The sequence below is a fragment of the Cryptosporangium sp. NPDC048952 genome, assembly GCF_043197895.1.
Lineage (GTDB): Bacteria > Actinomycetota > Actinomycetes > Mycobacteriales > Cryptosporangiaceae > Cryptosporangium.
In genome coordinates this window covers 545186-567024 of sequence record NZ_JBICTY010000006.1, presented here as the reverse complement: position 1 = coordinate 567024, position 21839 = coordinate 545186, and the positions used below count along the sequence as shown (strand labels likewise).

Sequence of the window (21839 nt, the reverse complement as noted above, 5' to 3'; positions counted from 1 at the left end):
AGCCGACGTCATGATGTTCGCATGACCACCCCCGAACCCTCGGTTCCGCTCATCTCTGTGCGGACCGCCCTCGACGGACTCGTGAGCGACGGTGTGCTCTCGTCCGCCCAGGCCGATCAGGTGAATCACCGCCTCGCGGCCGCCACGGTGGTGCCCGTCGTGACGCCAGGCGAGCACCGGTTCCGGACGCGTGTCGTCGAAGTGGCCGGTTACCTCGGCGGGGCGATGGTGCTCGGTGGTGCGGCGTCGATCGTCGTCCCGACGTGGGACTCGTTCCCGGCGGCGGCGCGGTTCGCTCTCGCGTTGGTCGCGACGATCCTGCTGGCCGGTGGTGCGGTCGCGGCCCGGTTCGCGCGTCTGGGCGACGACACGCTCGGGGCGCGGATGCGGCTGGCGTCGGCGCTCGGCGCGCTGGCGTCGGGCGCGGCGGCGATCGCGGCCGCGGTGCCGGCCGCGGACCCGAACGAGGAGCTCGCCGCGTCGGTGGCGGCGCTCGTCGTCGCGGTGCCGGCGTACGCGCTGGTGCGTGGGGCTCCGCTGCTGGGAACCGCGTGGCTCGCGTCCGCCCTGCTGGTCGGTGACTTCCTGGACCGTGCGGACGTCGACAGCATCCTGCCGTGGGGGATCGTGTACGCGATCGTCGGCGCGATCTGGATGCTGTTGGCCGTGCCGTTCCGGGGGAGCCCGGTTCGGGAGCCCGGGCTTGCGGTGCTCCTCGGTGGCCTGACCGGGTTCGGTGCGGCCGAGGCGGTCACCACCGACAGCAAGGCGCTCGCGGTGGTCGGCCTCGTGCTCGGGCTCGCGTTCGCGGCCGGCTGCTTCGGGCTCTACCTGGCGACGCGACGCTGGCCGGCGCTCGTGCCCGCAGTACTCATCGCGCTCGTGGTCCCCGCGACCGCACTAGCCCAGATCCTCGACAGCTTCCTGGCCGCCGGCTTCGCCGTAGCTCTCGTGGGCCTGGCCCTGCTGGCAGCCGGCGGCGTGGCCCTCGTGCACCGCCGCCCGCCGGCCCCGGCGGCCTGAACGCCAATGCCGCCCGGCCGCCCGCAGGCGCGGCGCGATGGCGCCCCGCGGCGGTGTCCGCCCGCACGGGACATGCGGGCGGACGGTGCGCCGCCGGGCGTAAAGAGAAATCAGTGACCTCGGGCTATCCACTCCTGCAGATGCGGCGCTTCGGCGCCGATCGTCGTCGTGTCGCCGTGGCCGGTGTGCACGACCGTCTCCGGAGGCAGCGCGAGCAGCCGATCCCGGATCGAGTCGATGATCGTCGGGAAGTCGGAGTACGACCGGCCGGTCGCCCCCGGCCCACCGTTGAACAGCGTGTCACCGGAGAACAGCGCCCCCAGTGAGGGCGCGTAGAAGCACACCGCGCCGGGCGCGTGCCCCGGCGTGGCCAGCACCTCCAGCTCGACCCCCGCTACCGACAACTTCTGCCCGTCGGCGAGCTCCCCATCGGGGGAGCGGTCGGGGTGGACCATGTCCCACAGCACCCGGTCGGCCGGGTTCAGCAGGATCGGCGCGCCCACAAAACTCGCCAGCTCCACCGCGGCGTTCACATGGTCGTTGTGCGCGTGCGTGCAGGCGATCGCGGTCACCGTACGACCCCCGACCGCCGCCGCGATCGCGTCCGCCTCGTGGGGAGCGTCGATCACCAGGCACTCGGAGTCGTCCCCGAGGATCCAGACGTTGTTGTCGACTTCCCACTCCCCGCCGTCGAGCGCGAAGATGCCGGAGGTGACGATCCGGTCGACGCGGGCGGTCACTCGAACACCACGACCGACCGCAGGACCTCGCCACCGTGCATCTTTTCGAACGCGCCCTCGACGCCGTCCAGCGGAATCGTCTCCGTCACGAACTTGTCGAGCGGGAGACGACCCTGCAGGTACAGGTCGATGAGCATCGGGAAGTCGCGGGACGGCAGGCAGTCGCCGTACCAGGACGACTTCAACGCTCCACCGCGGCCGAAGACGTCGATCAGCGGCAGTTCGAGCGTCATGTCCGGGGTCGGGACGCCGACCAGGACGACGGTTCCGGCCAGGTCACGGGCGTAGAACGCCTGCTTGTAGGTCTCCGGACGGCCGACCGCCTCGATCGCGACGTCGACGCCGAACCCGTCGGTGAGGTCCTGCACGGCCTTGACGACGTCGTCGACCTCACGTGCGTTGATCGTGTGCGTCGCACCGAACTCGCGCGCCCACTGGAGCTTCTTCTCGTCGACGTCGATAGCGATGATCCGACGCGCACCGGCCAGGTACGCACCCGCGATCGCGCCGTCACCGACGCCGCCGGCTCCCCAGACCGCGACGCTGTGACCACGGCCGACACCACCGGTGTTGATCGCCGCGCCGATACCGGCCATCACGCCGCAGCCGAGCAGACCGGCGACGGCGGGCTTGGCCTCCGGGTCGACCTTCGTGCACTGACCCGCAGCGACCAGCGTCTTCTCGATGAACGCGCCGATGCCGAGCGCAGGGGACAGCTCGGTGCCGTCCTGCAGAGTCATCTTCTGCTTCGCGTTGTGCGTGTTGAAGCAGTACCAGGGCTGACCGCGCAGGCAGGCGCGGCAGTCACCGCAGACCGCGCGCCAGTTCAGGACGACGTAGTCGCCGACGGCGACGTTCGTGACGTCGGGGCCGACCGCCTCGACGACACCGGCCGCCTCGTGGCCGAGCAGGAACGGGAAATCGTCGTTGATTCCGCCTTCGCGGTAGTGCAGGTCGGTGTGACAAACGCCGCACGCCTGTACTTTCACGACCGCTTCGCCGGGGCCCGGGTCGGGCACCAGGACGGTTGTCACCTCCACGGGAGCACCTTTAGCTCGGGAAATGACTCCTTGTACCTCCTGCGTCACTGCGACTCCCCTTTCCGCGTGTGCGCGCCGGAAAGCGGGACGCCCCGGCGCGTTCGGCGATTGTTACGGGACGATCATCTGCGTGGGAAGCCTACTTTCCGCAGAGAAGGAGAACACCTGTGGACAGGGTGGTCATCGTCGGGGCATCGCTGGCCGGCTGGTCGCTGGCCCGTTCGCTGCGGACGCGTGGTTTCGGTGGCTCGATCGAGCTGATCGGCGACGAGCCGCACCGGCCCTACGACCGTCCGCCGCTGTCCAAGGCGTACCTGGCCGGTGACCTCGACCTCGGGGGCATCTCGCTGCTCGTCGCCGACGAGGACGTGCCGGTGACGTGGCGGCTCGGTGTACCTGCAGCGGGTCTTCGCGATCACACTGTCGTTCTAGCCGACGGGTCCGACGTTTCCGGCGACGCCGTGGTCATCGCCACCGGCACCTCGCCGCGGTCGCTGCCCGCCGCTGCCGGGCTACGCGGCGTCCACACCCTCCGTACCTGCTCCGATGCCGACGCTCTGCGCGCGGCGTTCGTGCCGGGCGCCAACGTCGTCATCATCGGTGCCGGGTTCATCGGCGCCGAGGTGGCGTCCACGGCGTCGAAGCTCGGGGCGTCGGTGACCGTGCTGGACGCCTCGGATTCGCCGATGGCGCACGTGTTCGGGCCGTCGATGGCGTCGGTGGTGACGTCGTTGCACGGGATCAACGGGGTGCCGCTGCTGACCGGGGTGTCGGTCGCGGGGTTCTCGTCCGAGGGCGGTGCGGTGACCGGGGTGGCGCTCGCCGACGGGCGCGAGCTGCCCGCTGACGTCGTCGTGGTGGGGATCGGGGTCGCGCCGGCCACCGGTTGGCTGGCGGACTCCGGGGTGGCGCTCGACAACGGCGTCGTCGTGGATGCGGCCGGGCGGACGTCCGTGCCCGGGGTCTGGGCCTGCGGCGACGTGGCCCGGTACCCGTCGGTGCGGGCCGGTGGGTCGATCCGGGTGGAGCACTGGACGCACGCGCGCGAGCACGGTGCGGCTGTCGCCGCCGGGTTGCTCGGCGAGCCGGTGGAGTACGACCCGGTGCCGTATGTGTGGAGCGAGCAGTACGGCGTGATGGTGCAGTTCGCCGGCTTCGTGCGCCCGGGGGACGACGTCGAGGTGGTGGACGGGGACCCGTCCGAGCACCGCTTCGTGGCTGCCTATCGTCGCGAGGGCAAGCTCGTCGCGGTGCTCGGCGCCCGCATCCCGCGGACCTTCGTGCGCCTCCGGCGGGAGTTGGCCGCTACGCCTTGAGGTTCAGCGTGAGCGTGTTGCCGTCGCCGGCGAGCAGGGTGGTCAGCAGCGGCGTCAGCAGGCCGCACTTGGTGAACGCCGGGATCTTGTAGCTGCCGGAGACCGTGGTCGTCGCGAAGACATCGATCGGCGTGGTGTTGGTGAGCGTGGCGCTGGTCGCGGTCTTCGTGGTGCAGCCGGGGCTGATCAGGTTCAGGTTCGGCAGCGAGTCCTGGAAGACCCGCAGGACCTCCAGCGTGAACGTCGTCGTCGTTTCGAGCTTGTTGGCGCCGAGGTCGACCGTGCCGGTCAGACCGCCCTGCGGCACGATCCGGACGATCGACGTCGTCGGGATCAGGTTCGCGAGCTTGAGGTGCACGGTGAGGTCGGGGATCTCGGCCGAACCGGTCAGCGTCTTCGCGTCCAGGTCGATCGACGTCTTGACCACCGACGTCGGGATCTCGGCGGTGACCTTCTGCTTGGCGATGAACGTCGTTCCGGTGGTGTTGGCGAAGACCAGGTCGACCGGGGCGGCCTGGGCCGGCTGTGCGACCGCGAGGGTTGCAACGGTGACAGCCAGCAGAACGAGCAGACGGCGCACGGATCCTCCTCGACAGCGAGAGTGACAGCGATCACCCTACTGACGAGTAACTCTGGGGCGCCAGTGACTGATGGCAACTTTTGGGTGCAGTTAAGGGTCAGCGGCGGTGCCCTAAAGGAAGCGGGCGCGGCCGCCCTCGAGCTCGTACACCGCGCCGACGAGCTTCACCGAGCCGTCGGCGACCGCGTCCGCGATCGCGGGGGAGCGCTCGATCAGCAGGTTGATGACCCGGGTGACGTTGTAGCCGATCGCCCGGTTGAGCTGCTCCTCCTTCGAGCCGCCCTCCCGCTGCGCCTTCAGCGTGATCGGCAGCACCCGCTCGACCAGATCACGCACCGACCCGGTCGGGTCGAGGTTCCCGGTCGCGGTCTCGGCGGCGGCCTTCAGTGCGCCGCAGGACTCGTGGCCCATCACCACGACGAGCGGCACGTGCAGCTGCGTGATCGCGAACTCGATGCTGCCGAGGACGGCGAAGTCGACGATCGGCCCGGCGGTGCGGCACACGAACAGGTCGCCGAGGCCCTGGTCGAACACGATCTCCGCGGGAACCCGCGAGTCGGCGCACCCCAGCACGGCTGCGAACGGCTCCTGACCGGCGACGAGCTGTACGCGCCTGGCGTCGTCCTGATTGGGGCGCGCGGGCGTGTTCGCGGCGAACCGGGCGTTGCCGGCGACCATGAGCGCGTACGCCTCGTCGGGGGTGGGGTGGGCGGGCGGTTCGGGCGCAACGGGCAAAGGCACGGCAGACATCGCGGCTCCTCGGGAGTCGTCGGGCCGCGGGGAAGCGCGCCCCTGAATTCTGTATACGACGTCCCGGGGCTGTGAGCCAGGGGATGTGGGTGTCACCACGGTACCCGGCAGGACGTCTACGGCCGGTAGTTGTCACAATGGCGCAGTGAGCTATCCCCAGGACGCGCCCCTCTCGGCCGAATGGTTCGCGCGCGCCAGCACCGTCGTGCCCGGCGGGGTCAACTCTCCGGTCCGTGCGTTCCGGGCGGTTGGCGGCACCCCCCGCTTCATGGCGCGCGGTGAAGGCCCCTACCTGTACGACGTCGACGGGCGGCAGTACGTCGACCTCGTCTGCTCGTGGGGGCCGCTGCTGCTGGGCCACGCCCACCCCGACGTCGTCGCCGCGCTCACCGCAGCGGCCGCGAAGGGCACCAGTTTCGGGACGCCGAGCGTCGGCGAGGTGGAGCTGGCCGAGGAGATCGTCGCGCGGGTGGCGCCGGTCGAGCAGGTGCGCCTGGTCAACTCCGGCACCGAGGCGACGATGAGCGCGATCCGACTCGCCCGTGGCGTCACCGGCCGTTCCAAGATCGTCAAGTTCGCCGGTAACTACCACGGCCACGTCGACGCGTTGCTCGCGGCGGCCGGCTCGGGCGTCGTCACGTTCGGTCTGCCGGACACGCCGGGCGTCACCGGCGCGAGCGCTGCCGACACGATCGTGCTGCCGTACAACGACGGGTCCGCGCTGACAGCCGCGTTCGCCGAGCAGGGGTCGGACATCGCCGCGGTGATCGTCGAAGCGATCCCGGCGAACATGGGCGTCGTCCCGCCGGTCGACGGGTTCGACGTGCTGCTGCGCGAACAGTGCACGGCCGCTGGGGCGTTGCTGATCAGCGACGAGGTGATGACCGGCTTCCGGATCTCGGCCGCGGGCTGGTTCGGAGCCTCCGGTGGACGGGTCGTCCCCGACCTGTTCACGTTCGGCAAGGTGATGGGCGGCGGCCTGCCTGCTGCGGCGTTCGGCGGCACTGCGGACGTGATGGCCGCGCTGGCTCCGGCCGGGCCGGTCTACCAGGCCGGAACGCTGTCCGGTAACCCCCTGGCCTGCGCCGCGGGGCTCGCCACCTTGAAAGCGGCCACCGATGAGGTCTACGCGAAGGTCGACGCTTCGGCTAGTCAGGTGGCCAGGATGGCGTCCGAGGCGTTGACTGAAGCCGGAGTGCCGCACCGGGTGCAGGCGGCCGGCAACCTTTTCTCGGTGTTCTTCGCCGCTGACGAGGTAGTCGACTTCGCCGGTGCTCAGCGACAGGACACCGCGGCCTACGCGGCGTTCTTCCATGCGATGTTGGCCGAGGGCGTCTACCTTCCGCCCAGTGCCTACGAGGCGTGGTTCCTGTCGGCGGCACACGACGAAGAGGCGCTGGGTCGGATCGCGGCAGCTCTGCCGGTAGCGGCCCGTGCCGCCGCAGCGACCCGAACGGAGTCCTGAGAGTGACGGTCACGACCACCGTGCACGTAATTCGCCACGGCGAGGTGTACAACCCGGGCGGGATCCTCTACGGGCGCCTGCCCGGGTACAAGCTGTCGCCGCTCGGCGAGCAGATGGCGGTGGTCACCGCGAAGCACCTGGCCGGACGGGACGTCACGCACCTGTTCGTGAGCCCGATGGAACGCGCCCAGCAGACGATGGAGCCGTTCGCCGAGCAGTTCGGGCTCGAGCCGGTGATCGACGAGCGCATCATCGAAGCCACGAACCTGTTCGAGGGCAAGCCGTTCGGGCCCGGCGACGGGCTCTGGCGTCACCGCAAGTACTGGCACTACCTGCGTAACCCGTTCCGTCCGTCGTGGGGCGAGCCGTACAAGGAGCAGGCCGAGCGGATGTTCTCCGCGATCACCGACTTCCGGAAGGCCGCCGAGGGTCACGAGGCGATCTGCATCTCCCACCAGTCGCCGATCGTGATCCTGCGCCGGTTCCTGGAGAAGAAGTCGCTCTGGCACGACCCCCGTCGCCGGCAGTGTGCGCTGGCCAGCGTCACGTCGGTGAAGTTCGAGGACGACGAGGTCGTCGGCGTCGAGTACGCCGACCCCGCGGCCGCCCTGATCGCCCAGTCGAAGACCGCGCAAACCGAGCGAGGCGCCTGATCTGATGTTCGTCCCCTCCTGGCTCCGCCGTTCTGTCCCCCTCGTCGCGGTGACCGCAGCTCTGGCCGCGTGCTCGACGGGCACGGACGCCGTGGACCAGTCGGGGAGCTCGACGCGGTTCGTCGCCGGGTCGGGGTCGGAGAAGGTGTACCCGGCCGGGGAACGCGCGGCCGTGCCCGACATCTCCGGGAAGCTGCTGGACGGTAGTTCGTTCCGGCTCAGCTCGGCGCGCGGTGACGTCGTCGTGCTGAACTTCTGGGCGTCGTGGTGCGGGCCGTGCCGGGCCGAGGCGGACGATCTGCAGCGCGTCCACCAGGCCACGAAAGCGAGCGGGGTGCAGTTCCTCGGGGTGAACATCAAGGACACCGAATCCCGGGCCAAGGGCTTCGACCACAAGTTCAACATCACCTATCCGAGCCTGTTCGACCCGTCGCAGCGGGTGGCGCTGCAGCTCAAGGCAGCACCGCCGAACGCGGTTCCGGCGACGATCGTCCTCGACCGCGAGGGCCGGATCGCCGCCGTGTTCCGGAAGGGCATGCTCGACAGCGAACTGCAGCCGGTCGTCGAGAAGATCGCGGCGGAGCAGCGATGAGCATCCCCGATCTCGTCGCCGACGGGCCGCTGGTCGTGGCAGCCGGGGTCAGCGTGGTGGCCGGTCTGGTCAGTTTCCTGTCGCCGTGCGTGTTGCCGCTGGTGCCGGGTTACGTCTCGTACGTCACCGGCATCGCCGGCGCCGATCTCGACGCCGCGCTCGGCACCGACCCGTCCGGCCGCCCGGTCGCGGCGCCGGAGGCGTCGGCCGCCGCCGGGGGCGTCACCACGGCCGCGAGGCCGGTGGCGGGTCGCCTCACGCTGGGCCGCGTGCGGGGGCGGATGCTGGCGGGGAGCCTGCTGTTCGTTGCAGGCTTCAGCGCGGTGTTCACGCTGCTGGCGTTCGCGACCGGCGGGCTCGGCGGGTTCCTGTTCGAGCACCAGACCACGCTCCAGCGGGTCATCGGCGCGCTCGTCGTCGTGTTCGGCCTCGGCTACCTCGGCGTGTTGCCGGGCCTGCAGCGGGAGGCCCGGGTGCGGTGGCTGCCGGCCTCCGGCCTGGCCGGCGCCCCGCTGCTGGGCGCCGTCTTCGGCCTCGGGTGGGTGCCCTGCATCGGCCCGACGCTCGGCGCTGTGCTGGGCCTGGCCGCGGTGCAGGGCGGCGCCGGACGTGGCGTGTTCCTGGCCCTCGCGTACTGCGTCGGCCTGGGCGTCCCGTTCGTCCTCTTCGCGCTCGGCTTCCGGCGCCTGCTGGGCGCGTTCGCGGCCGTGCGTCGGCACAGCGTCTGGGTCGTCCGCATCGGTGGTGTGCTGCTGATCGCGGTCGGCGTCGCGCTGCTCTTCGGCTTCTGGGACGACATGGTGATCTGGATCCGTGGCGTGTTCGGCGTCGGGGAGGTGATCATCTGATGTCCGCCACCACTGATGAGCACGATGCGGTCACCGGCCTCGCTACCGCCCCGGAAGACGCGAACGCACCGGCGGACCGTCGCGCCGGTCGTACCGACCCGGACGCCGGCGGCCGTGGCCCGGTGGGACCCGGGCGGTTCAGCCGGCTCCTGGAGGAGCCGCGCCACTGGTGGCGACAGCTGACCAGCATGCGTACCGCGCTGGTGCTGCTGTTCCTGCTGGCGCTGGCCGCCGTGCCCGGCAGCACGTTCCCGCAGCGATCGCTCAACCAGAACAAGGTCGACGAGTACTTCACCGAGCACCCCACGTTGGCGCCGGTCCTCGACAAGCTGTCGGCGTTCGACGTCTTTGCCTCGCCGTGGTTCGCGGCGATCTATCTGCTGTTGTTCGTGTCGCTCGTGGGCTGCCTGGTGCCTCGCATCCGGGTCCACGGCCGCGCGATGCTCAGGCGCCCCCCGGTGGCGCCGCGCAACCTCGACCGGCTCCCGGTCTCCTCCACGGCCCCCGTGGCCGGCGATGCCTCCGCGATCGCGGACACCGCACGGGGTGTACTCCGCCGCGCCCGCTGGCGCACGGTCGTGCGCACCGAGGCGTCCGGCGCGGTGACGGTCAGCGCTGAGAAGGGCTACCTGCGCGAAACCGGGAACCTGGCGTTCCACGTCGCGCTCGTCGGCCTCCTGGTCGGCGTCGCGTCCGGCTCGCTCTGGGGGTGGAAGGCCAGCGTTCTCACCGTCGAGGGCAGCGCGTTCTGCGACACGGTCGCGGCCTACGACTCGTTCTCGCCGGGCAGCCGCATGCGAGACGCGTCGCTCCCGCCGTTCTGCGTCCAACTGGACGACTTCCAGGCCACCTACCTGGACAACGGGCAGCCCGAGGATTTCCTGGCGAAGGTGAAGTTCGTCGAGGGCGACCGCGCGGCGACCGACGACCCCGACCGCGCGTACGAGCTCAAGGTCAACCACCCGCTGCGGCTCGACGGCGCGAACGTCTACCTGATCAACCACGGCTACGCGCCGGTGCTCAAGTACACCGACCGCTACGGCACGGTGTTCGAGGAGACGCCGGCGTTCCTGCCGCAGGACGTCCAGCTCACCAGCGAGGGCGCGTTCGTGCTCCCGGACGCCAACCAGGATCCGAACTCCACGAACCGCACCAGCGACGTGCAGATGGCGTTCACCGGGTTCTTCCTGCCGACTGCGCCCCCGTCGGGACCGCCGATCCAGTCGGTGAGCCCAGAGGCGAAGGACCCGGCGGTGACGCTGGTCGGCTACCGCGGCGACACCGGCCTGGACTCCGGCATCCCGCGCTCGGTGTACTCGATCGACCAGAACCAGGTCGACAGCGGCGCGTTGAAGTCGGTGGGCTCGAAGAAGCTCTCGGTCGGCGAGGTCTGGACGCTCGACGACGGCACGACGCTCCAGTTCGCCGGCTTCCGTGAGTTCATGACCGTCCAGGTCGGACATGACCCCGGCGAGATGATCGTGCTGATCTCTGCCGGTTTCATGCTCGTCGGCCTGATCGCCTCGCTGACCGTCCGGCGCCGCCGGATCTTCGTCCGCGTCGACAACGACGGTGAGCTCACCGTCGGCGGCCTGGCGCGCACCGACCCCGACCGCTTCGCCGAGGAGTTCCGTAGTCTCGTCGAGCGGATCGAACGCACCGCACCAGCGAAAGATCGAACAGTACCCGCGAAAGAAGGAGCGTCATGACCGACGCCCAGCTCGCCGACCTCTCGAACACGCTGCTCGTCGTCGCGATCCTGGCGTACACGGTGGCGATGTTCGGCTACGCCATCGAGTTCGCGTTCGGTCGCAAGGGAGTGGTGGCGTCGCGCGCGGCGGCTCCGCCGAAGCGCGTGTTGGTCGGTGCCGGCGGCCCCGAGCAGGACGAGGCTCCCGCCCCGCCGCCGCCCCCGGTTCCCACGGGTGGACGCGCGGCCTGGTTCGGGCGCTTCGGCGTCGCCGCGGCGATCATCGGGGCGCTCGCGCAGCTCGGCTGTCTGGCCGCGCGTGGATTCGCGGCCGGTCGGGTGCCGTGGGGCAACATGTACGAGTTCGTCTCGGTGGCGTGCGTCGTCGGCACGATCACCTGGCTGGTGATCTCCGCCCGGCGTCCGGTGCGCTACCTGGGCATGTTCGTGATGCTGCCGGTGGTGCTGCTGCTGGGCCTGGCCGGCACCGTGCTCTATGTCGACGCCGGGCCGCTGATGCCGGCGCTGAACTCGTACTGGCTCTGGATCCACGTCTCCACCGCGTCGATCTCGGTCGGGATCTACCTGATCGGCGGCGTGCTCTCGGTGCTGTACCTGCTGCGTGAGGGCTACGACCGGCGGGTCGCGGCAGGGCGCGCGGCCAACGCGCCGGGCTTCCCGTTCGGCGTCGGGCGGCACCTGCCCGCCGCGGACGGCCTGGAGCGGATGACGTTCCGCCTGCACGCGTTCGGTTTCCCGATCTGGACGTTCGCGATCATCTGTGGCGCGATCTGGGCCGAGGCGGCGTGGAGCCGGTACTGGGGCTGGGACCCCAAGGAGACCTGGGCGTTCATCTCGTGGGTCGTGTACGCCGCCTACCTGCACGCGCGGGCGACGACCGGTTGGCGTGGCCCCCGGGCGGCCACGATCGCCGTCCTGGGCTTCGTCACGATGATGATCAACCTCTACGTGATCAACTTCGCGGTGAGCGGCCTGCACTCGTATTCGGGTCTGTAAGCCCTAAGACGATGCGCGTCACCCGTACCCGGGTGGCGCGCATCGCTGTGTCGCGCGCCACAGCCGTGGGGTAGTGGCGCCTTAAATTTTGGTAGCGCTGATCAGCGCTTCGGCGGCTGGGGTGGCTGGCGCTTCGGCTGATCGTCGCTCGGGGTGGCGTCGTCGCGTCGGCGGTAGGCGAGCGCGGCCTCGTAGTCGTCCCCCCGGAGCCAGCCGACCACCACCACGTCTTCGTGTTCGGCCTGCTGTGGCATCGAATCGTCCCCCTTGGTCAACCTGTCGTTTCCGACAAATTACCAAAAAAGGACGGTTTGGGACGCTAGATAACGGGCGAATCGGAAACCTCAAGCGCCCCGCCAATGTGATCGGTCGATCGTCTGTCTACTGTGGGCTGACAGCTCCACCGTTCGGCGGATGCGTCGGCGAAACCGCATTAAGGAGCACTTAAGAAGGCGCTCTGGAGTGGACCAACCACGCGTTGTCGCCATCCCTGAGACGTTCATTAGGATTCCGGGACGAGGCTGGACCGGCCAGTCACAGATGTCATACCGTGTCCCACGTTCACCTACGAGTGGGGAGTGCCGCACCGGTGAGATCCTTCCGGACTCACGCTCGCCGTCCCGTCGTTCTGGCCAGCGTCCTCGCAAGCATCTTGTGCGTGGCGCTGTTACCCGGAGGCGGCGCGCAAGCGGCCCCGAACCTGTCCGAAGCCGAGAAGCAGCTCGATTCACTCGGCGTGAAGATGGACAAGGTCAACGAGCAGATGAACAGCGCCAAGGTGCAGCTCAAGCGGGTCAAGACGCAGCAGGCCGGGCTGAACCGCCAGCTGGCCGCCTCGCAGGCCAAGCTCGACGCCTCCCAGGCCGAGGTCGGCAAGATCGCCGCCGCCGCGTACCGCGACGGCAGCCTGTCGCTCACCTCCGCGATGGTCCGGGACGGATCGCCGACCGACTACCTCGACCAGCTCGCCGCCGTCGAGTGGCTCTCGTCCCGGCAGCGCGACACGATCGACGAGGCGAAGGCCTACCAGGCCAAGTACAACGGCACGAAGACCCGCGTCGACAACCAGGTCAAGGCTGCTCAGCGGCTGGAGTCGCAGCTCGGCTCCCAGCAGAAGCAGATCAAGAAGGACCAGTCGAAGTGGGAGGAGATCCGCCGGTCGGCGTACGTCAAGAAGTACGGCAGCTCCCCGGCGACGGTCACCTACAACGGCCAGGCCAGCGGTAACGCCGCGGTGGTCGTGCAGTACGCGATGGCGCAGCAGGGCGAGCCGTACGTGTTCGGTGGCGCCGGCCCCAACTCCTGGGACTGCTCGGGCCTGGTGATGATGGCCTGGCAGCAGGTCGGCGTGAGCCTGCCGCACTCGGCGCACCAGCAGTACAACCAGATCCCGAAGGTGTCCCGGGCCAACCTGCAGCCGGGCGACATCGTGTTCTTCTACAGCGATCTGCACCACGACGGCATCTACATCGGCAACAACCAGGTGGTCCACGCGCCCACCGAGGGGCAGAACGTGCAGGTGGAGAACATCAACAACATGCCCTTCGCCGGAGCGGGCAGGCCGTAGGTCGGAACTGTCGGTGGGCCGTGAATACTTGTGTTCATGGCCCACACCGATCTTCGTGAGTTCCTGAAGCGGCTGGAAAAGGCCGGTGAACTCAAGCGGATCACCGCGCCGGTCGACCCGACGCTCGAGATCAGCGAGATCACCCAGCGGGTGGTGCGGGCAGGCGGTCCGGCCCTGCTGTTCGAGAACCCGACGCGCGGCGACATGCCGGTCGCGATCAACGTGTTCGGCACGGAGCGCCGGATGGCGATGGCGCTGGGCGTCGACTCGTTGGACGAGATCGGGCAGCGCATCGGCAGCATGCTCAAGCCCGAACTGCCCCAGGGGTTCAGCGGCTTCCGCGAAGCGCTCGGCAAGCTCACGCAGCTGAAGAACGTCCCCCCGAAGCGGGTGAAGACGGCACCGTGCCAGGAGGTCGTGTACAAGGGCGACGACGTCGACCTGGACAAGCTGCCCGGCCTCCAGGTCTGGCCCGGCGACGGCGGGATCTACCACAACCTGGGTCTGACCCATACGAAGCACCCGGAGACCGGGGCCCGCAACCTCGGCCTCTACCGGCTGCAGCAGCACAGCCGCAACACGCTGGGCATGCACTGGCAGATCCACAAGGACTCCACCGCACACCACGCGGTCGCCGAGCGGCGCGGCGAGCGGTTGCCGGTGGCGATCGCGTTCGGGTGCGATCCGGCGGTCTCGTACTCCGCGACCGCGCCGCTGCCCGGTGACATCGACGAGTACCTGTTCGCCGGGTTCCTCCGCGGTGAGCGCGTCGAGATGGTCGACTGCCTCACCGTGCCGCTCCAGGTGCCCGCGCACGCGCAGGTCGTGCTGGAGGGCTACCTCGAGCCGGGCGAGCGTGCCCCGGAGGGTCCGTTCGGTGACCACACCGGCTTCTACACGCCGGTCGAGGACTTTCCGGTGCTGCACGTCGAGGTGATGACGATGCAGCAGAAGCCGATCTACCAGTCGATCATCACCAGCCAGCCGCCCCAGGAGGACGGCCCGCTGGGCAAGGCCACCAACCGCATCTTCCTGCCGCTGATCAAGTTCATGATCCCCGACATCGTCGACTTCGACCTGCCGGACGCCGGCGTCTTCCACAACTGCTGCATCGTCTCGATCGACAAGCGGTTCCCGAAACACGCCATGAAGGTGATGAACGCCGTCTGGGGCGCCGGTCTGCTGTCGCTGTCCAAGCTGATCGTCGTCGTGGACGCCGACTGTGACGTCCACGACTACAACGAGGTCGCGTTCCGGGCATTCGGGAACGTCGACTACGCGCACGACATCCTGCTGACGCATGGTCCGGTAGATCACCTCGATCACGCCTCCTACCAGCAGTTCTGGGGTGGCAAGCTGGGGGTGGACGCCACGCGCAAGCTCCCGACGGAGGGCTATCACCGCGGTTGGCCGGAGGAGATGCGGATGAGCCCCGACGTGGTGGCGAAGGTCGACGCGCGCTGGCGGGAGCTGGGGCTGTGACCGAGACGGTCGAGGCCCCGAACAAGGTCAAGGCGTTCCTGCGCCTGGTCATGATCGAGCACTCGGTGTTCGCGCTGCCGTTCGCCTACGTGGCCGCGCTGACCGCCATGCGCACCGAGGGATCGAGCGTCCAGTGGCTGACGCTGCTCGTCGTCACGATCGCGATGGTCGCGGCCCGGACGGTCGCGATGGCCGCGAACCGCATCATCGACCGGCGCATCGACGCCCAGAACCCCCGCACGGCACAGCGTGAGCTGGTCACGGGGGCGCTGTCGGTGCGGTCGGCCTGGGTGGGGCTGGGCGTAGCGCTCGTCGTGTTCCTGGCGTCCGCTGCCTGGCTCGGCTGGCTCTGCCTGGTGCTGTCCCCGATCGCGCTGTTCTTCCTGACGATCTACTCGTACGCGAAGCGCTTCACCGACTTCCCGCAGGCGTTCCTCGGGCTCGCGCAGGCCATCGCGCCGATCGGTGCCTGGATCGCGGTGACCGGCTCGTGGTCGTGGCCGGCATTCGTGCTCGGCCTGGCGGTCGGGACGTGGATCGGTGGCTTCGACCTGATCTACGCCTGCCAGGACGTCGAGGTGGACGAGCGGATCGGCGTACGCAGCGTGCCGGTGCGGTTCGGCATCGCCGCGTCGCTGCACGCGTCCACCGTCGTGCACGTGTTCACGGTGGCGCTGTACGTGTGGTTCGGGGCGCTGACCGGCTACGGGTGGCTCTGGTGGGTCGGGATGGTGTTCACCGCGCTCGTGCTGGCCTATGAGCACGCGATCGTTCGTCCCAGTGACCTGTCCCGCGTCAACCGCGCGTTTTTCACCGCGAACGGCGTCATCGGAATTGTTTTGTTCCTGTTCGCGCTCGCGGACCTGGTGATTCTGCAGGGCCTCCGTTGGTGAGGACTCCGTGGGTCGTCGGCGTCTCCGGCGCGAGCGGGACGCCGTACGCGCAGTCGGTGCTCAACGGGCTGCTCGATGCCGGGGAGACCGTGGACCTCGTGGTGTCGCGCGCGGCGCGGCTGACGTTGCTCGACGAGGTGGGCCGGACGATTCGGGACGGCCACTGGGAAGAGGACGTGGAGGCCTGGCTCGGCCGGCCGCCGACGGGCGTGCGGTATTGGGCGGCCGGAGACCTGGCCGCGGGGCCGAGCAGCGGGTCGTACCCGGTGCGCGGCATGGTGGTGGTGCCCGCGAGCACGGCGGCGGTAGCCGGCATCGCGCTGGGGCTCTCGAAGGATCTACTGCAGCGCGCCGCCGACGTGAACCTCAAGGAACGGCGGCCGTTGGTCGTGGTGCCCCGGGAAACCCCGCTCTCCCGGGGGCACCTCGTCCACCTGCTCGCGCTCCACGACGCCGGCGCGATCGTGCTGCCGGCCAGCCCGGGATTTTACGCCGGCACCTCGACGGTGCAGGAGCTGGTCGACTTCGTCGCGGGAAAGGTGCTCGACAGTCTCGGCATCACCCACACGCTGTTCACCCGGTGGCGCGGTGAATTGGGTGCTGCCCGGTCGCAAGCCCCGTCCGCCCACTAGTGCCCGGACGCTCTGCGGTCCTCGAGTTCGACATCCGGGTCCCCCGATGCGAGCAGCGCGCGGACCTCGGATTCCCGGAATCGGCGATGGCCGCCGGGGGTGCGGATGCTGCTGATTCGCCCAGCCGCCGCCCACCGCGTCACCGTCTTCGGGTCCACCCGGAAAAGCGCCGCGACCTCACCTGGGGTGAGTAGACGCTCGCCAACCTCCACTTTCGCCTCTCTTCTCGCCGGTGCGTAATCGCACGTTGATGCGCCCAAAGGGGCGCGGCGTTATTGGTTCGCGAGTCATTCAAGCACCGGAGGTACGGTCGGCGACTGGAAACGGCCAAACTGATCTGTTCGGTCGTCGAAGGTCGATGCGTCACCGATTGTATGGCCAAACCTGGATTCGACGTGTCCGGTGTGCACAACCACCCGCGTGACCTGCGATTATGGGGATGAATTCGGCTACGGGACAGGTGTCGTCGGAACGTGTACCGGTGCCTTCGTTCAATCACGTGCGGATCACTGTGTCTGCGGTCACGAATTGTTGAGCAGAGTTCAACGAGTGAGTGTCGGTCCACAACGAACGGACGGTTACTCCTTCTGATGACAACGTCCGCCGACCGGGGGTCAGCGTCGGATGCGGAACCGGCTTACGATGCGCAAGGGCCAGTACCGCTACCACCGGGGGGAGAGCTCGTGGACGAGATCGACCGGCGGTTGCTGGACACGCTGCGGAACAGCGGTCGTGAGACGTACGCCGAGTTGGCGCGGCGCGTGGGGCTCTCCGCGCCGGCCGTTCACGACCGGGTGGGCAAGCTCGAAGCAGCAGGAATCATCACCGGCTACCACGCCGCTGTCGACACCACGGCGATCGGCCTCGGGGTGACGGCGCTGATCGGCGTGCTCCAGGCGGAGAGTTCCGAGCAGGACGAGATCGCTGCCTCGCTCAACCGGCTGTCGGAAGTGGAGTCCTGCTGGTTCGTGGCAGGTGAGGAGTCATTTCTGCTCCTCGTGCGGGTTCCCGATGTCGCGGCTCTCGAGCACACGATCGGTCGGCTCAACCGCATCCACGGTGTCGCGCGAACCCGTACGACCGTTGTGCTATCGACGAAATGGGAAGGCCGGGCGCGTCCGCTCGATGACGCCTAGGTAATCGTTGGCGCGATAAGAGCAGGGAATATTCCGTCTCGCTTCGCGAGACGCTGTTTCAATGCCCCGGCCAACGAATTCTGATGGTGTTCGGTGGCAGCAATTAATTCGCCGATGTCGCTGTTCGGGAATCGCGGAGAGAATTTCGCGTGCGCCTTCGGTATGGCACGAGCCGAGCGTCGATACCGTGAGTGTTCAACCGATAGGTGGAACGGACGAGTGGATTCGACGTGTCGGTGGAGGGCTGAAATGTGGGTCAGTTCTTTCTTGATCGAAATAGCATGCTCTTAAAAGGGCATAAATTGGGAGCTGGGCAAGGCTGATGTGCGTGCTGGCCGGATCGGGCCCTGGCATCTGGCTATCGTGGCCGTATGACCGCGATCCGTACCGCATCCCCCTCATTGGTGACGCTGAGCGACATTCAGGCAGCAGCCGCCCGGATTCGGGATCTGGTGGTGCGGACCCCACTTCTGCCGTGCGTCTGGGCAGAAGACGGACGTCCACTCTGGCTCAAACCGGAGAACCTGCAGGCGACCGGTGCGTTCAAACTCCGCGGGGCCAGCAACGCGCTCGCCCAGCTGGACGCCGACCAGCGCGCCCGGGGCGTGGTTGCGCAGTCCAGCGGCAACCACGCCCAGGCGGTCGCCTACGCCGCCGCGCGGCTCGGCATCCGGGCGACGATCGTCATGCCGGACACCACGCCCCCCGTGAAGCTCGAGGCGACGCGCTCGTTCGGCGCCGACGTACTGATCGTTCCGCCGGCCGAGCGGGACGTCCGGCCGCTGGAGCTGGTGGCCGAGTACGGCTACACGCACATCCCGCCCTACGACGACGCCAGGATCATCGCGGGGCAGGGGACGGTGGGGCTGGAGATCGCTTCGGACCTCGAGGCGGACGTCGTCCTGGTGCCGGTGAGTGGCGGCGGCTTGATCTCCGGGGTCGCGACCGCGATCAAAGCGTTGTCGCCGCGGACCCGGGTGATCGCGGTCGAGCCCGAACTCGCCGCCGACGCTCTGGAGAGCTTCCGGAGCGGGCGGCGGGTGACCTGGACGCCCGAGCAGACCTACCGCACGATCGCCGACGGGCTGCGGACGACGTCGGTGGGCGTTCTGCCGTTCGAACACATCCGCCGCTACGTCGACGACGTGGTCACGGTGTCCGAGTCGGAGATCGTCGAGGCGACGCGGTTGCTCGGTCGCCGGTCGCGCCTGGTGGTCGAGCCGTCGGGGGCGGTGACGACCGCCGCGTACCTGTTCCGCTCGTCGTCGCTGCCGGCCGGGCGGACCGTCGCCGTGGTCTCGGGAGGAAACGTCGATCCGGCGAAGTACGTGGAGTACTTCGGTGGGCAGTGACCGGGACTGGACCGACGAGGCCGTTCGCAAGGTGGAAGCGGATGCGAACCGGTCCGCCGACACCCACCTGCTGACGTTCCCGTTGCCCCCGGGGTTCGAGGGACTCGACCTGTACGTCAAGGACGAGTCCACGCACCCCACCGGGTCGCTGAAGCACCGGCTCGCGCGGTCGCTGTTCCTGTACGCGCTGTGCAACGGCTGGATCCAGGAGGGCACCACGATCGTGGAGGCGTCCTCCGGGTCGACGGCGGTCAGCGAGGCGTACTTCGCCCGCATGCTCGGGCTGCCGTTCGTCGCGGTGATGCCCGCACGGACGAGCGCGGAGAAGATCGCGCTGATCGAGTTCCACGGTGGTCGGTGTCACCTCGTCGACGACCCGTCGCACGTCTACGACGAGTCGCGTCGGCTGGCCGCGGAGCTCGGCGGCCACTACATGGACCAGTTCACCTACGCCGAGCGGGCCACCGACTGGCGCGGCAACAACAACATCGCCGAGTCGATCTTCGAGCAGCTCGCGTACGAACGGCACCCCGTCCCGCGCTGGATCATCGTCGGCGCAGGAACCGGCGGTACCAGCGCGACGATCGGCCGGTACATCCGTTACCGCAGGCACGACACGCGCTTGTGTGTCGTCGATCCGGAGAATTCGGCATTTCTCCCGGCGTGGTCGGTCGCCGATCCGAGCGTGACCACCGCACGGGGTTCGCGGATCGAAGGCATCGGCCGCCAGCGCGTCGAACCCAGCTTCGTCGGCGGGATCGTCGACCGGATGATCGGCGTGCCCGACGCCGCCTCGATCGCGACCGCCCGCTACGCCACCCGACGGCTCGGCCGCCCCGTCGGTGGCTCGACCGGAACGAATCTCTGGGGTGCCTTTGCGCTGCTCGATTCGCTGCGGGGGACGTCCGGCAGCGTCGTCACGCTGCTGTGTGACGGTGGCGAGCGGTACGCACGCACCTATTACGACGACGACTGGCTGCGCGCCGCCGGGCTCGATCTCGGGCCGTACACCGAGATGCTCCAGCGCTTCGACGAGACCGGAGAGTGGCGAACCGCTGGCTTTGACACGGAGCGCAAGGCAAAGTTGTCGGGGAGTGGTCAATAGATAGTTGGGCGCCGGGCCTGAGCTAGCGGGGACGACGGTGACGAGAAACGTGCCGGTACCGCCGTCGGTGGGTGCGGCGGGGGGCGGCCACGCCGATCAGGTGTTTTCGCTGGTGGCGAGACAGCCACTGGCGCTCGTGGTGGGGCCCGCCGGCGCGGGCCGGAGCGCCGCGCTCACGCTGCTGGCCGGTCCGGCGGCCGGCGGCACGATGATCGACCTCGGTGCACTGTGGATGGCCGTCGACCCGCCGGCCGACCGCCCACGGACGGTGCGGCTCAACGGCGCGCCCTCGGCGGCCGGGCGCAAGGGGTGGGAGGCGATCGCCGGGGCGATTGGAGCCGTGGCGGCACCGCCCGCGGTGGTGCTCGTCGACACGTTCCGCGGATTGTCGGCCGCGCTCGGCGGTGCGGGGGCGGCGGAGACCGTCAGCGCGCTGGTAGTGCCCGGCCGCACGGTGGTGCTGGTGCTCGACGATCTCGCCGAAGCCGAGGCGTTCGGGGCGCTGGCGTTACGCCACGGTGCGGTGGTGAGCGTCGACGAGCAGGCGATCCGTGGGGTTCAGCCGGTGGCTTCGGTCGTGCGGGAAGCGCAGTTGGGGCCGGTTTCCCCGGATGTTCCGCAGGCGCGGCGGGCGTGGTCGGAGGCGGCTGCGGAGTTGGCGCAGCCCGTCGAGCCGGTAGATCTTGCGGAACCTCCGGAACCTCCGGAACCTCCGGCTGGGCGGCGGCGATGGTGGAAGCGTTCGGAGGTGCCGGAACCGTCGTCGGGCGGACCACCGAAGCAGCGCGATCCGGTTTCGGACGACCCGGCTGTCGGTGTGAGCGTGGCGGTCGTCGACACCGAGGGGGCGCCCGTCACGCGGGCGCTCGCACCGGGTGGGTACTACCTGATCCAGATCGCGATGCGAGCCGCGGCGCTCCCCGACGATCCGCGCGGCGGCCCACCCGGCGAGGTCGGTGCCTGGGTGCAGGTCTCCGCGGTCGCCGAGACCGTCACCGTGCCACCCGGGCCGCACCCGATGTTCGTCCCGCGAGAGGGCCAGGCCTGGACCTGCCCCTGTCCGCCCGACGGACTGCACACCTGCCTGCCGCAGGAGCGGTCCGAGCGCCTGGAGTTACCGTTCGTCGCCCCGCGCCGTCCGGACGTCTACCGGGTGCACATCGCGGTGCGGCACCGCTCGACGGTCATCCACCAGACGCGGCTGGAACTACCGGTCGGTGGCGGCCCGGGCGGCCCGACCGCGACAGTGACCTACGAGGCACCTCGGGGCTGACGGGTGGCCAGGCCCGGGTACTCGACGACGAAACCGTCGTCGTCGACGGTGATCTGCGCGCGGAAATCGCCGGAGCGGTAGCCGACCTCGTTCCCGCCCGCGAACACGTACCGCTGTTTGTTGCTGCTGACCGCCAGCGACGGCAGGTCGACGAACGCGACGTTCAGCTCGAACTCCGCTCCGACCTGCTGGTTGCGCAGGTCGAGGCGACGGATCGGCAGCGTGTTGGTCAACGGCGAAAAAGCGATGTCGACGTCCAGCGCGTCGAGGATCCGCTCCGGGTACTCGGATCCGGCGGGGGAAGCGGCCAGCGAGCCGGTCTCGCTCGCACGGATCCGCCACTCGTCGCGTGCGGACTTACGCGTCATCCGCAGTGAACGGGCCCAGCCCGCGCCCTCGGTCTGGACCTCCAGGGAAAGCGTGACCCACTGCTCGTCGGTGGACAGCGTGTAGTGGCAGGTGTACGGCTCGGGCGCGGAGCCGAGCGACCAACCGGAGGCGCGCAGGCCCCGATCCGTGCTCACGACCGCGAGTTCTGCCCCGAATCCCACCCGATTCCATGCGAACGTACCCATGTTCTTCAGCGTCCCACGGATCATGGGAACCATGGATCTCTGAGCGGATCTCGACGAGATCCGGCGGCGGCGCAGTGAGAAGTGGCTGCGGTAACCGGCGGACCGCTGAC

At 69.3% G+C, this 21839-nt stretch carries 23 protein-coding genes; 16 read left to right on the top strand and 7 right to left on the bottom strand.

From position 1 onward, the window contains the following. Nucleotides 1-21 precede the first annotated feature (21 nt). Nucleotides 22-1023, top strand: a complete 1002-nt coding sequence (locus tag ACGFY5_RS33040; protein ID WP_392726165.1) for a hypothetical protein — start codon at nt 22-24, stop codon at nt 1021-1023. 110 nt (nt 1024-1133) lie between these two features. Here ACGFY5_RS33040 and ACGFY5_RS33035 read toward each other — a convergent pair whose 3' ends face one another. After that, entirely contained in the window at nt 1134-1763 is a 630-nt protein-coding gene (locus tag ACGFY5_RS33035) for an MBL fold metallo-hydrolase (RefSeq protein WP_392726163.1), read from the bottom strand. After that, nucleotides 1760-2851: an S-(hydroxymethyl)mycothiol dehydrogenase gene (locus ACGFY5_RS33030; protein WP_392726161.1), complete on the bottom strand. Its 1092-nt coding sequence runs from the start codon at nt 2849-2851 to the stop codon at nt 1760-1762. Before ACGFY5_RS33030 ends, ACGFY5_RS33035 begins: the two co-directional genes overlap by 4 nt. A gap of 119 nt (nt 2852-2970) precedes the next feature. On the opposite strand from ACGFY5_RS33030, the gene ACGFY5_RS33025 reads away from it, so the two are divergent. Further along, nucleotides 2971-4119 (top strand): NAD(P)/FAD-dependent oxidoreductase, encoded by a 1149-nt coding sequence (locus tag ACGFY5_RS33025; RefSeq protein ID WP_392726158.1) that lies wholly within the window; start codon nt 2971-2973, stop codon nt 4117-4119. Here ACGFY5_RS33025 and ACGFY5_RS33020 read toward each other — a convergent pair. Together ACGFY5_RS33020 and ACGFY5_RS33015 are read right to left on the bottom strand one after the other, a co-directional pair. Then, nucleotides 4109-4699 carry a hypothetical protein gene (locus tag ACGFY5_RS33020; protein WP_392726156.1) on the bottom strand — a complete coding sequence of 197 codons (591 nt, stop codon included), beginning with the start codon at nt 4697-4699 and terminating at the stop codon, nt 4109-4111. The genes ACGFY5_RS33025 and ACGFY5_RS33020 overlap by 11 nt on opposite strands. Before the next feature lie 111 nt (nt 4700-4810). After that, nucleotides 4811-5449 carry a carbonic anhydrase gene (locus ACGFY5_RS33015; protein ID WP_392726154.1) on the bottom strand — a complete coding sequence of 213 codons (639 nt, stop codon included), beginning with the start codon at nt 5447-5449 and terminating at the stop codon, nt 4811-4813. A 145-nt stretch (nt 5450-5594) separates the two neighbouring features. Here ACGFY5_RS33015 and hemL point away from each other — a divergent pair, with 145 nt between their 5' ends. Genes hemL through ccsB form a run of 6 tightly spaced genes read left to right on the top strand, consistent with a single transcriptional unit; the run spans nt 5595 to nt 11714 of the window. After that, nucleotides 5595-6914, top strand: a complete 1320-nt coding sequence (gene hemL / locus ACGFY5_RS33010) for a glutamate-1-semialdehyde 2,1-aminomutase (protein WP_392726153.1) — start codon at nt 5595-5597, stop codon at nt 6912-6914. A gap of 2 nt (nt 6915-6916) precedes the next feature. Further along, nucleotides 6917-7567, top strand: coding sequence for a histidine phosphatase family protein (locus ACGFY5_RS33005; RefSeq protein WP_392726150.1), 651 nt, complete (start codon nt 6917-6919; stop codon nt 7565-7567). A 4-nt stretch (nt 7568-7571) separates the two neighbouring features. Beyond that, complete coding sequence (locus ACGFY5_RS33000) at nt 7572-8159, top strand: TlpA family protein disulfide reductase (RefSeq protein WP_392726148.1); 588 nt, start codon at nt 7572-7574, stop codon at nt 8157-8159. Then, nucleotides 8156-9007 carry a cytochrome c biogenesis CcdA family protein gene (locus ACGFY5_RS32995; protein ID WP_392726145.1) on the top strand — a complete coding sequence of 284 codons (852 nt, stop codon included), beginning with the start codon at nt 8156-8158 and terminating at the stop codon, nt 9005-9007. Before ACGFY5_RS33000 ends, ACGFY5_RS32995 begins: the two co-directional genes overlap by 4 nt. After that, on the top strand, nt 9007-10716 hold the full coding sequence (locus ACGFY5_RS32990; RefSeq protein WP_392726142.1) for a cytochrome c biogenesis protein ResB: 1710 nt from the start codon (nt 9007-9009) through the stop codon (nt 10714-10716). The genes ACGFY5_RS32995 and ACGFY5_RS32990 overlap by 1 nt, the downstream gene beginning before the upstream one ends. Next, the gene (gene ccsB, locus ACGFY5_RS32985) at nt 10713-11714 is read left to right on the top strand and encodes a c-type cytochrome biogenesis protein CcsB (protein WP_392726140.1); all 1002 of its coding nucleotides are present in this window, start codon (nt 10713-10715) and stop codon (nt 11712-11714) included. Before ACGFY5_RS32990 ends, ccsB begins: the two co-directional genes overlap by 4 nt. A gap of 101 nt (nt 11715-11815) precedes the next feature. Here the strand turns inward: ccsB and ACGFY5_RS32980 are convergent, their stop codons facing one another. Continuing rightward, nucleotides 11816-11968, bottom strand: coding sequence for a hypothetical protein (locus ACGFY5_RS32980; RefSeq protein WP_392726137.1), 153 nt, complete (start codon nt 11966-11968; stop codon nt 11816-11818). A 404-nt stretch (nt 11969-12372) separates the two neighbouring features. On the opposite strand from ACGFY5_RS32980, the gene ACGFY5_RS32975 reads away from it, so the two are divergent. Genes ACGFY5_RS32975 through ACGFY5_RS32960 form a run of 4 tightly spaced genes read left to right on the top strand, consistent with a single transcriptional unit; the run spans nt 12373 to nt 16288 of the window. Further along, the gene (locus ACGFY5_RS32975; protein WP_392726134.1) at nt 12373-13281 is read left to right on the top strand and encodes an NlpC/P60 family protein; all 909 of its coding nucleotides are present in this window, start codon (nt 12373-12375) and stop codon (nt 13279-13281) included. Between the two features lie 36 nt (nt 13282-13317). Beyond that, nucleotides 13318-14763 (top strand): menaquinone biosynthesis decarboxylase, encoded by a 1446-nt coding sequence (locus ACGFY5_RS32970; RefSeq protein WP_392726132.1) that lies wholly within the window; start codon nt 13318-13320, stop codon nt 14761-14763. Beyond that, complete coding sequence (gene mqnP, locus ACGFY5_RS32965; RefSeq protein WP_392726129.1) at nt 14760-15656, top strand: menaquinone biosynthesis prenyltransferase MqnP; 897 nt, start codon at nt 14760-14762, stop codon at nt 15654-15656. The genes ACGFY5_RS32970 and mqnP overlap by 4 nt, the downstream gene beginning before the upstream one ends. Then, nucleotides 15653-16288, top strand: coding sequence for a UbiX family flavin prenyltransferase (locus tag ACGFY5_RS32960; protein WP_392726126.1), 636 nt, complete (start codon nt 15653-15655; stop codon nt 16286-16288). The genes mqnP and ACGFY5_RS32960 overlap by 4 nt, the downstream gene beginning before the upstream one ends. Here the strand turns inward: ACGFY5_RS32960 and ACGFY5_RS32955 are convergent. Next, nucleotides 16285-16500, bottom strand: coding sequence for a BldC family transcriptional regulator (locus ACGFY5_RS32955; protein WP_035858356.1), 216 nt, complete (start codon nt 16498-16500; stop codon nt 16285-16287). The genes ACGFY5_RS32960 and ACGFY5_RS32955 overlap by 4 nt on opposite strands. 471 nt (nt 16501-16971) lie before the next feature. Between ACGFY5_RS32955 and ACGFY5_RS32950 the strand changes: the two genes are divergently transcribed. From ACGFY5_RS32950 to ACGFY5_RS32935, 4 genes are all read left to right on the top strand, one after another. Continuing rightward, nucleotides 16972-17424 carry an Lrp/AsnC family transcriptional regulator gene (locus ACGFY5_RS32950; RefSeq protein ID WP_392726123.1) on the top strand — a complete coding sequence of 151 codons (453 nt, stop codon included), beginning with the start codon at nt 16972-16974 and terminating at the stop codon, nt 17422-17424. Between the two features lie 371 nt (nt 17425-17795). Then, nucleotides 17796-18776, top strand: coding sequence for a threonine/serine dehydratase (locus tag ACGFY5_RS32945; protein ID WP_392726120.1), 981 nt, complete (start codon nt 17796-17798; stop codon nt 18774-18776). Beyond that, nucleotides 18766-19881 carry a PLP-dependent cysteine synthase family protein gene (locus tag ACGFY5_RS32940; protein ID WP_392726118.1) on the top strand — a complete coding sequence of 372 codons (1116 nt, stop codon included), beginning with the start codon at nt 18766-18768 and terminating at the stop codon, nt 19879-19881. Before ACGFY5_RS32945 ends, ACGFY5_RS32940 begins: the two co-directional genes overlap by 11 nt. A 37-nt stretch (nt 19882-19918) precedes the next feature. After that, on the top strand, nt 19919-21154 hold the full coding sequence (locus ACGFY5_RS32935; RefSeq protein WP_392726115.1) for a hypothetical protein: 1236 nt from the start codon (nt 19919-19921) through the stop codon (nt 21152-21154). Here the strand turns inward: ACGFY5_RS32935 and ACGFY5_RS32930 are convergent. Next, nucleotides 21133-21729, bottom strand: a complete 597-nt coding sequence (locus ACGFY5_RS32930) for a putative glycolipid-binding domain-containing protein (RefSeq protein WP_392726112.1) — start codon at nt 21727-21729, stop codon at nt 21133-21135. The two genes, ACGFY5_RS32935 and ACGFY5_RS32930, sit on opposite strands and share 22 nt — an antisense overlap. Nucleotides 21730-21839: the final 110 nt, after the last annotated feature.

Excerpts from the sequence above, each read along its gene's own strand:
- ACGFY5_RS32970 (WP_392726132.1), top strand. The coding sequence starts at position 13,318 with ATGGCCCACACCGATCTTCGTGAGTTCCTGAAGCGGCTGGAAAAGGCC.
- ACGFY5_RS33000 (WP_392726148.1), top strand. The coding sequence starts at position 7,572 with ATGTTCGTCCCCTCCTGGCTCCGCCGTTCTGTCCCCCTCGTCGCGGTG.
- ACGFY5_RS32990 (WP_392726142.1), top strand. The coding sequence starts at position 9,007 with ATGTCCGCCACCACTGATGAGCACGATGCGGTCACCGGCCTCGCTACC.
- ACGFY5_RS33040 (WP_392726165.1), top strand. The coding sequence starts at position 22 with ATGACCACCCCCGAACCCTCGGTTCCGCTCATCTCTGTGCGGACCGCC.
- ACGFY5_RS32995 (WP_392726145.1), top strand. The coding sequence starts at position 8,156 with ATGAGCATCCCCGATCTCGTCGCCGACGGGCCGCTGGTCGTGGCAGCC.
- ACGFY5_RS32930 (WP_392726112.1), bottom strand. The coding sequence starts at position 21,729 with ATGGGTACGTTCGCATGGAATCGGGTGGGATTCGGGGCAGAACTCGCG.
- ACGFY5_RS32980 (WP_392726137.1), bottom strand. The coding sequence starts at position 11,968 with ATGCCACAGCAGGCCGAACACGAAGACGTGGTGGTGGTCGGCTGGCTC.
- ACGFY5_RS33015 (WP_392726154.1), bottom strand. The coding sequence starts at position 5,449 with ATGTCTGCCGTGCCTTTGCCCGTTGCGCCCGAACCGCCCGCCCACCCC.
- ACGFY5_RS32945 (WP_392726120.1), top strand. The coding sequence starts at position 17,796 with ATGACCGCGATCCGTACCGCATCCCCCTCATTGGTGACGCTGAGCGAC.
- ccsB (WP_392726140.1), top strand. The coding sequence starts at position 10,713 with ATGACCGACGCCCAGCTCGCCGACCTCTCGAACACGCTGCTCGTCGTC.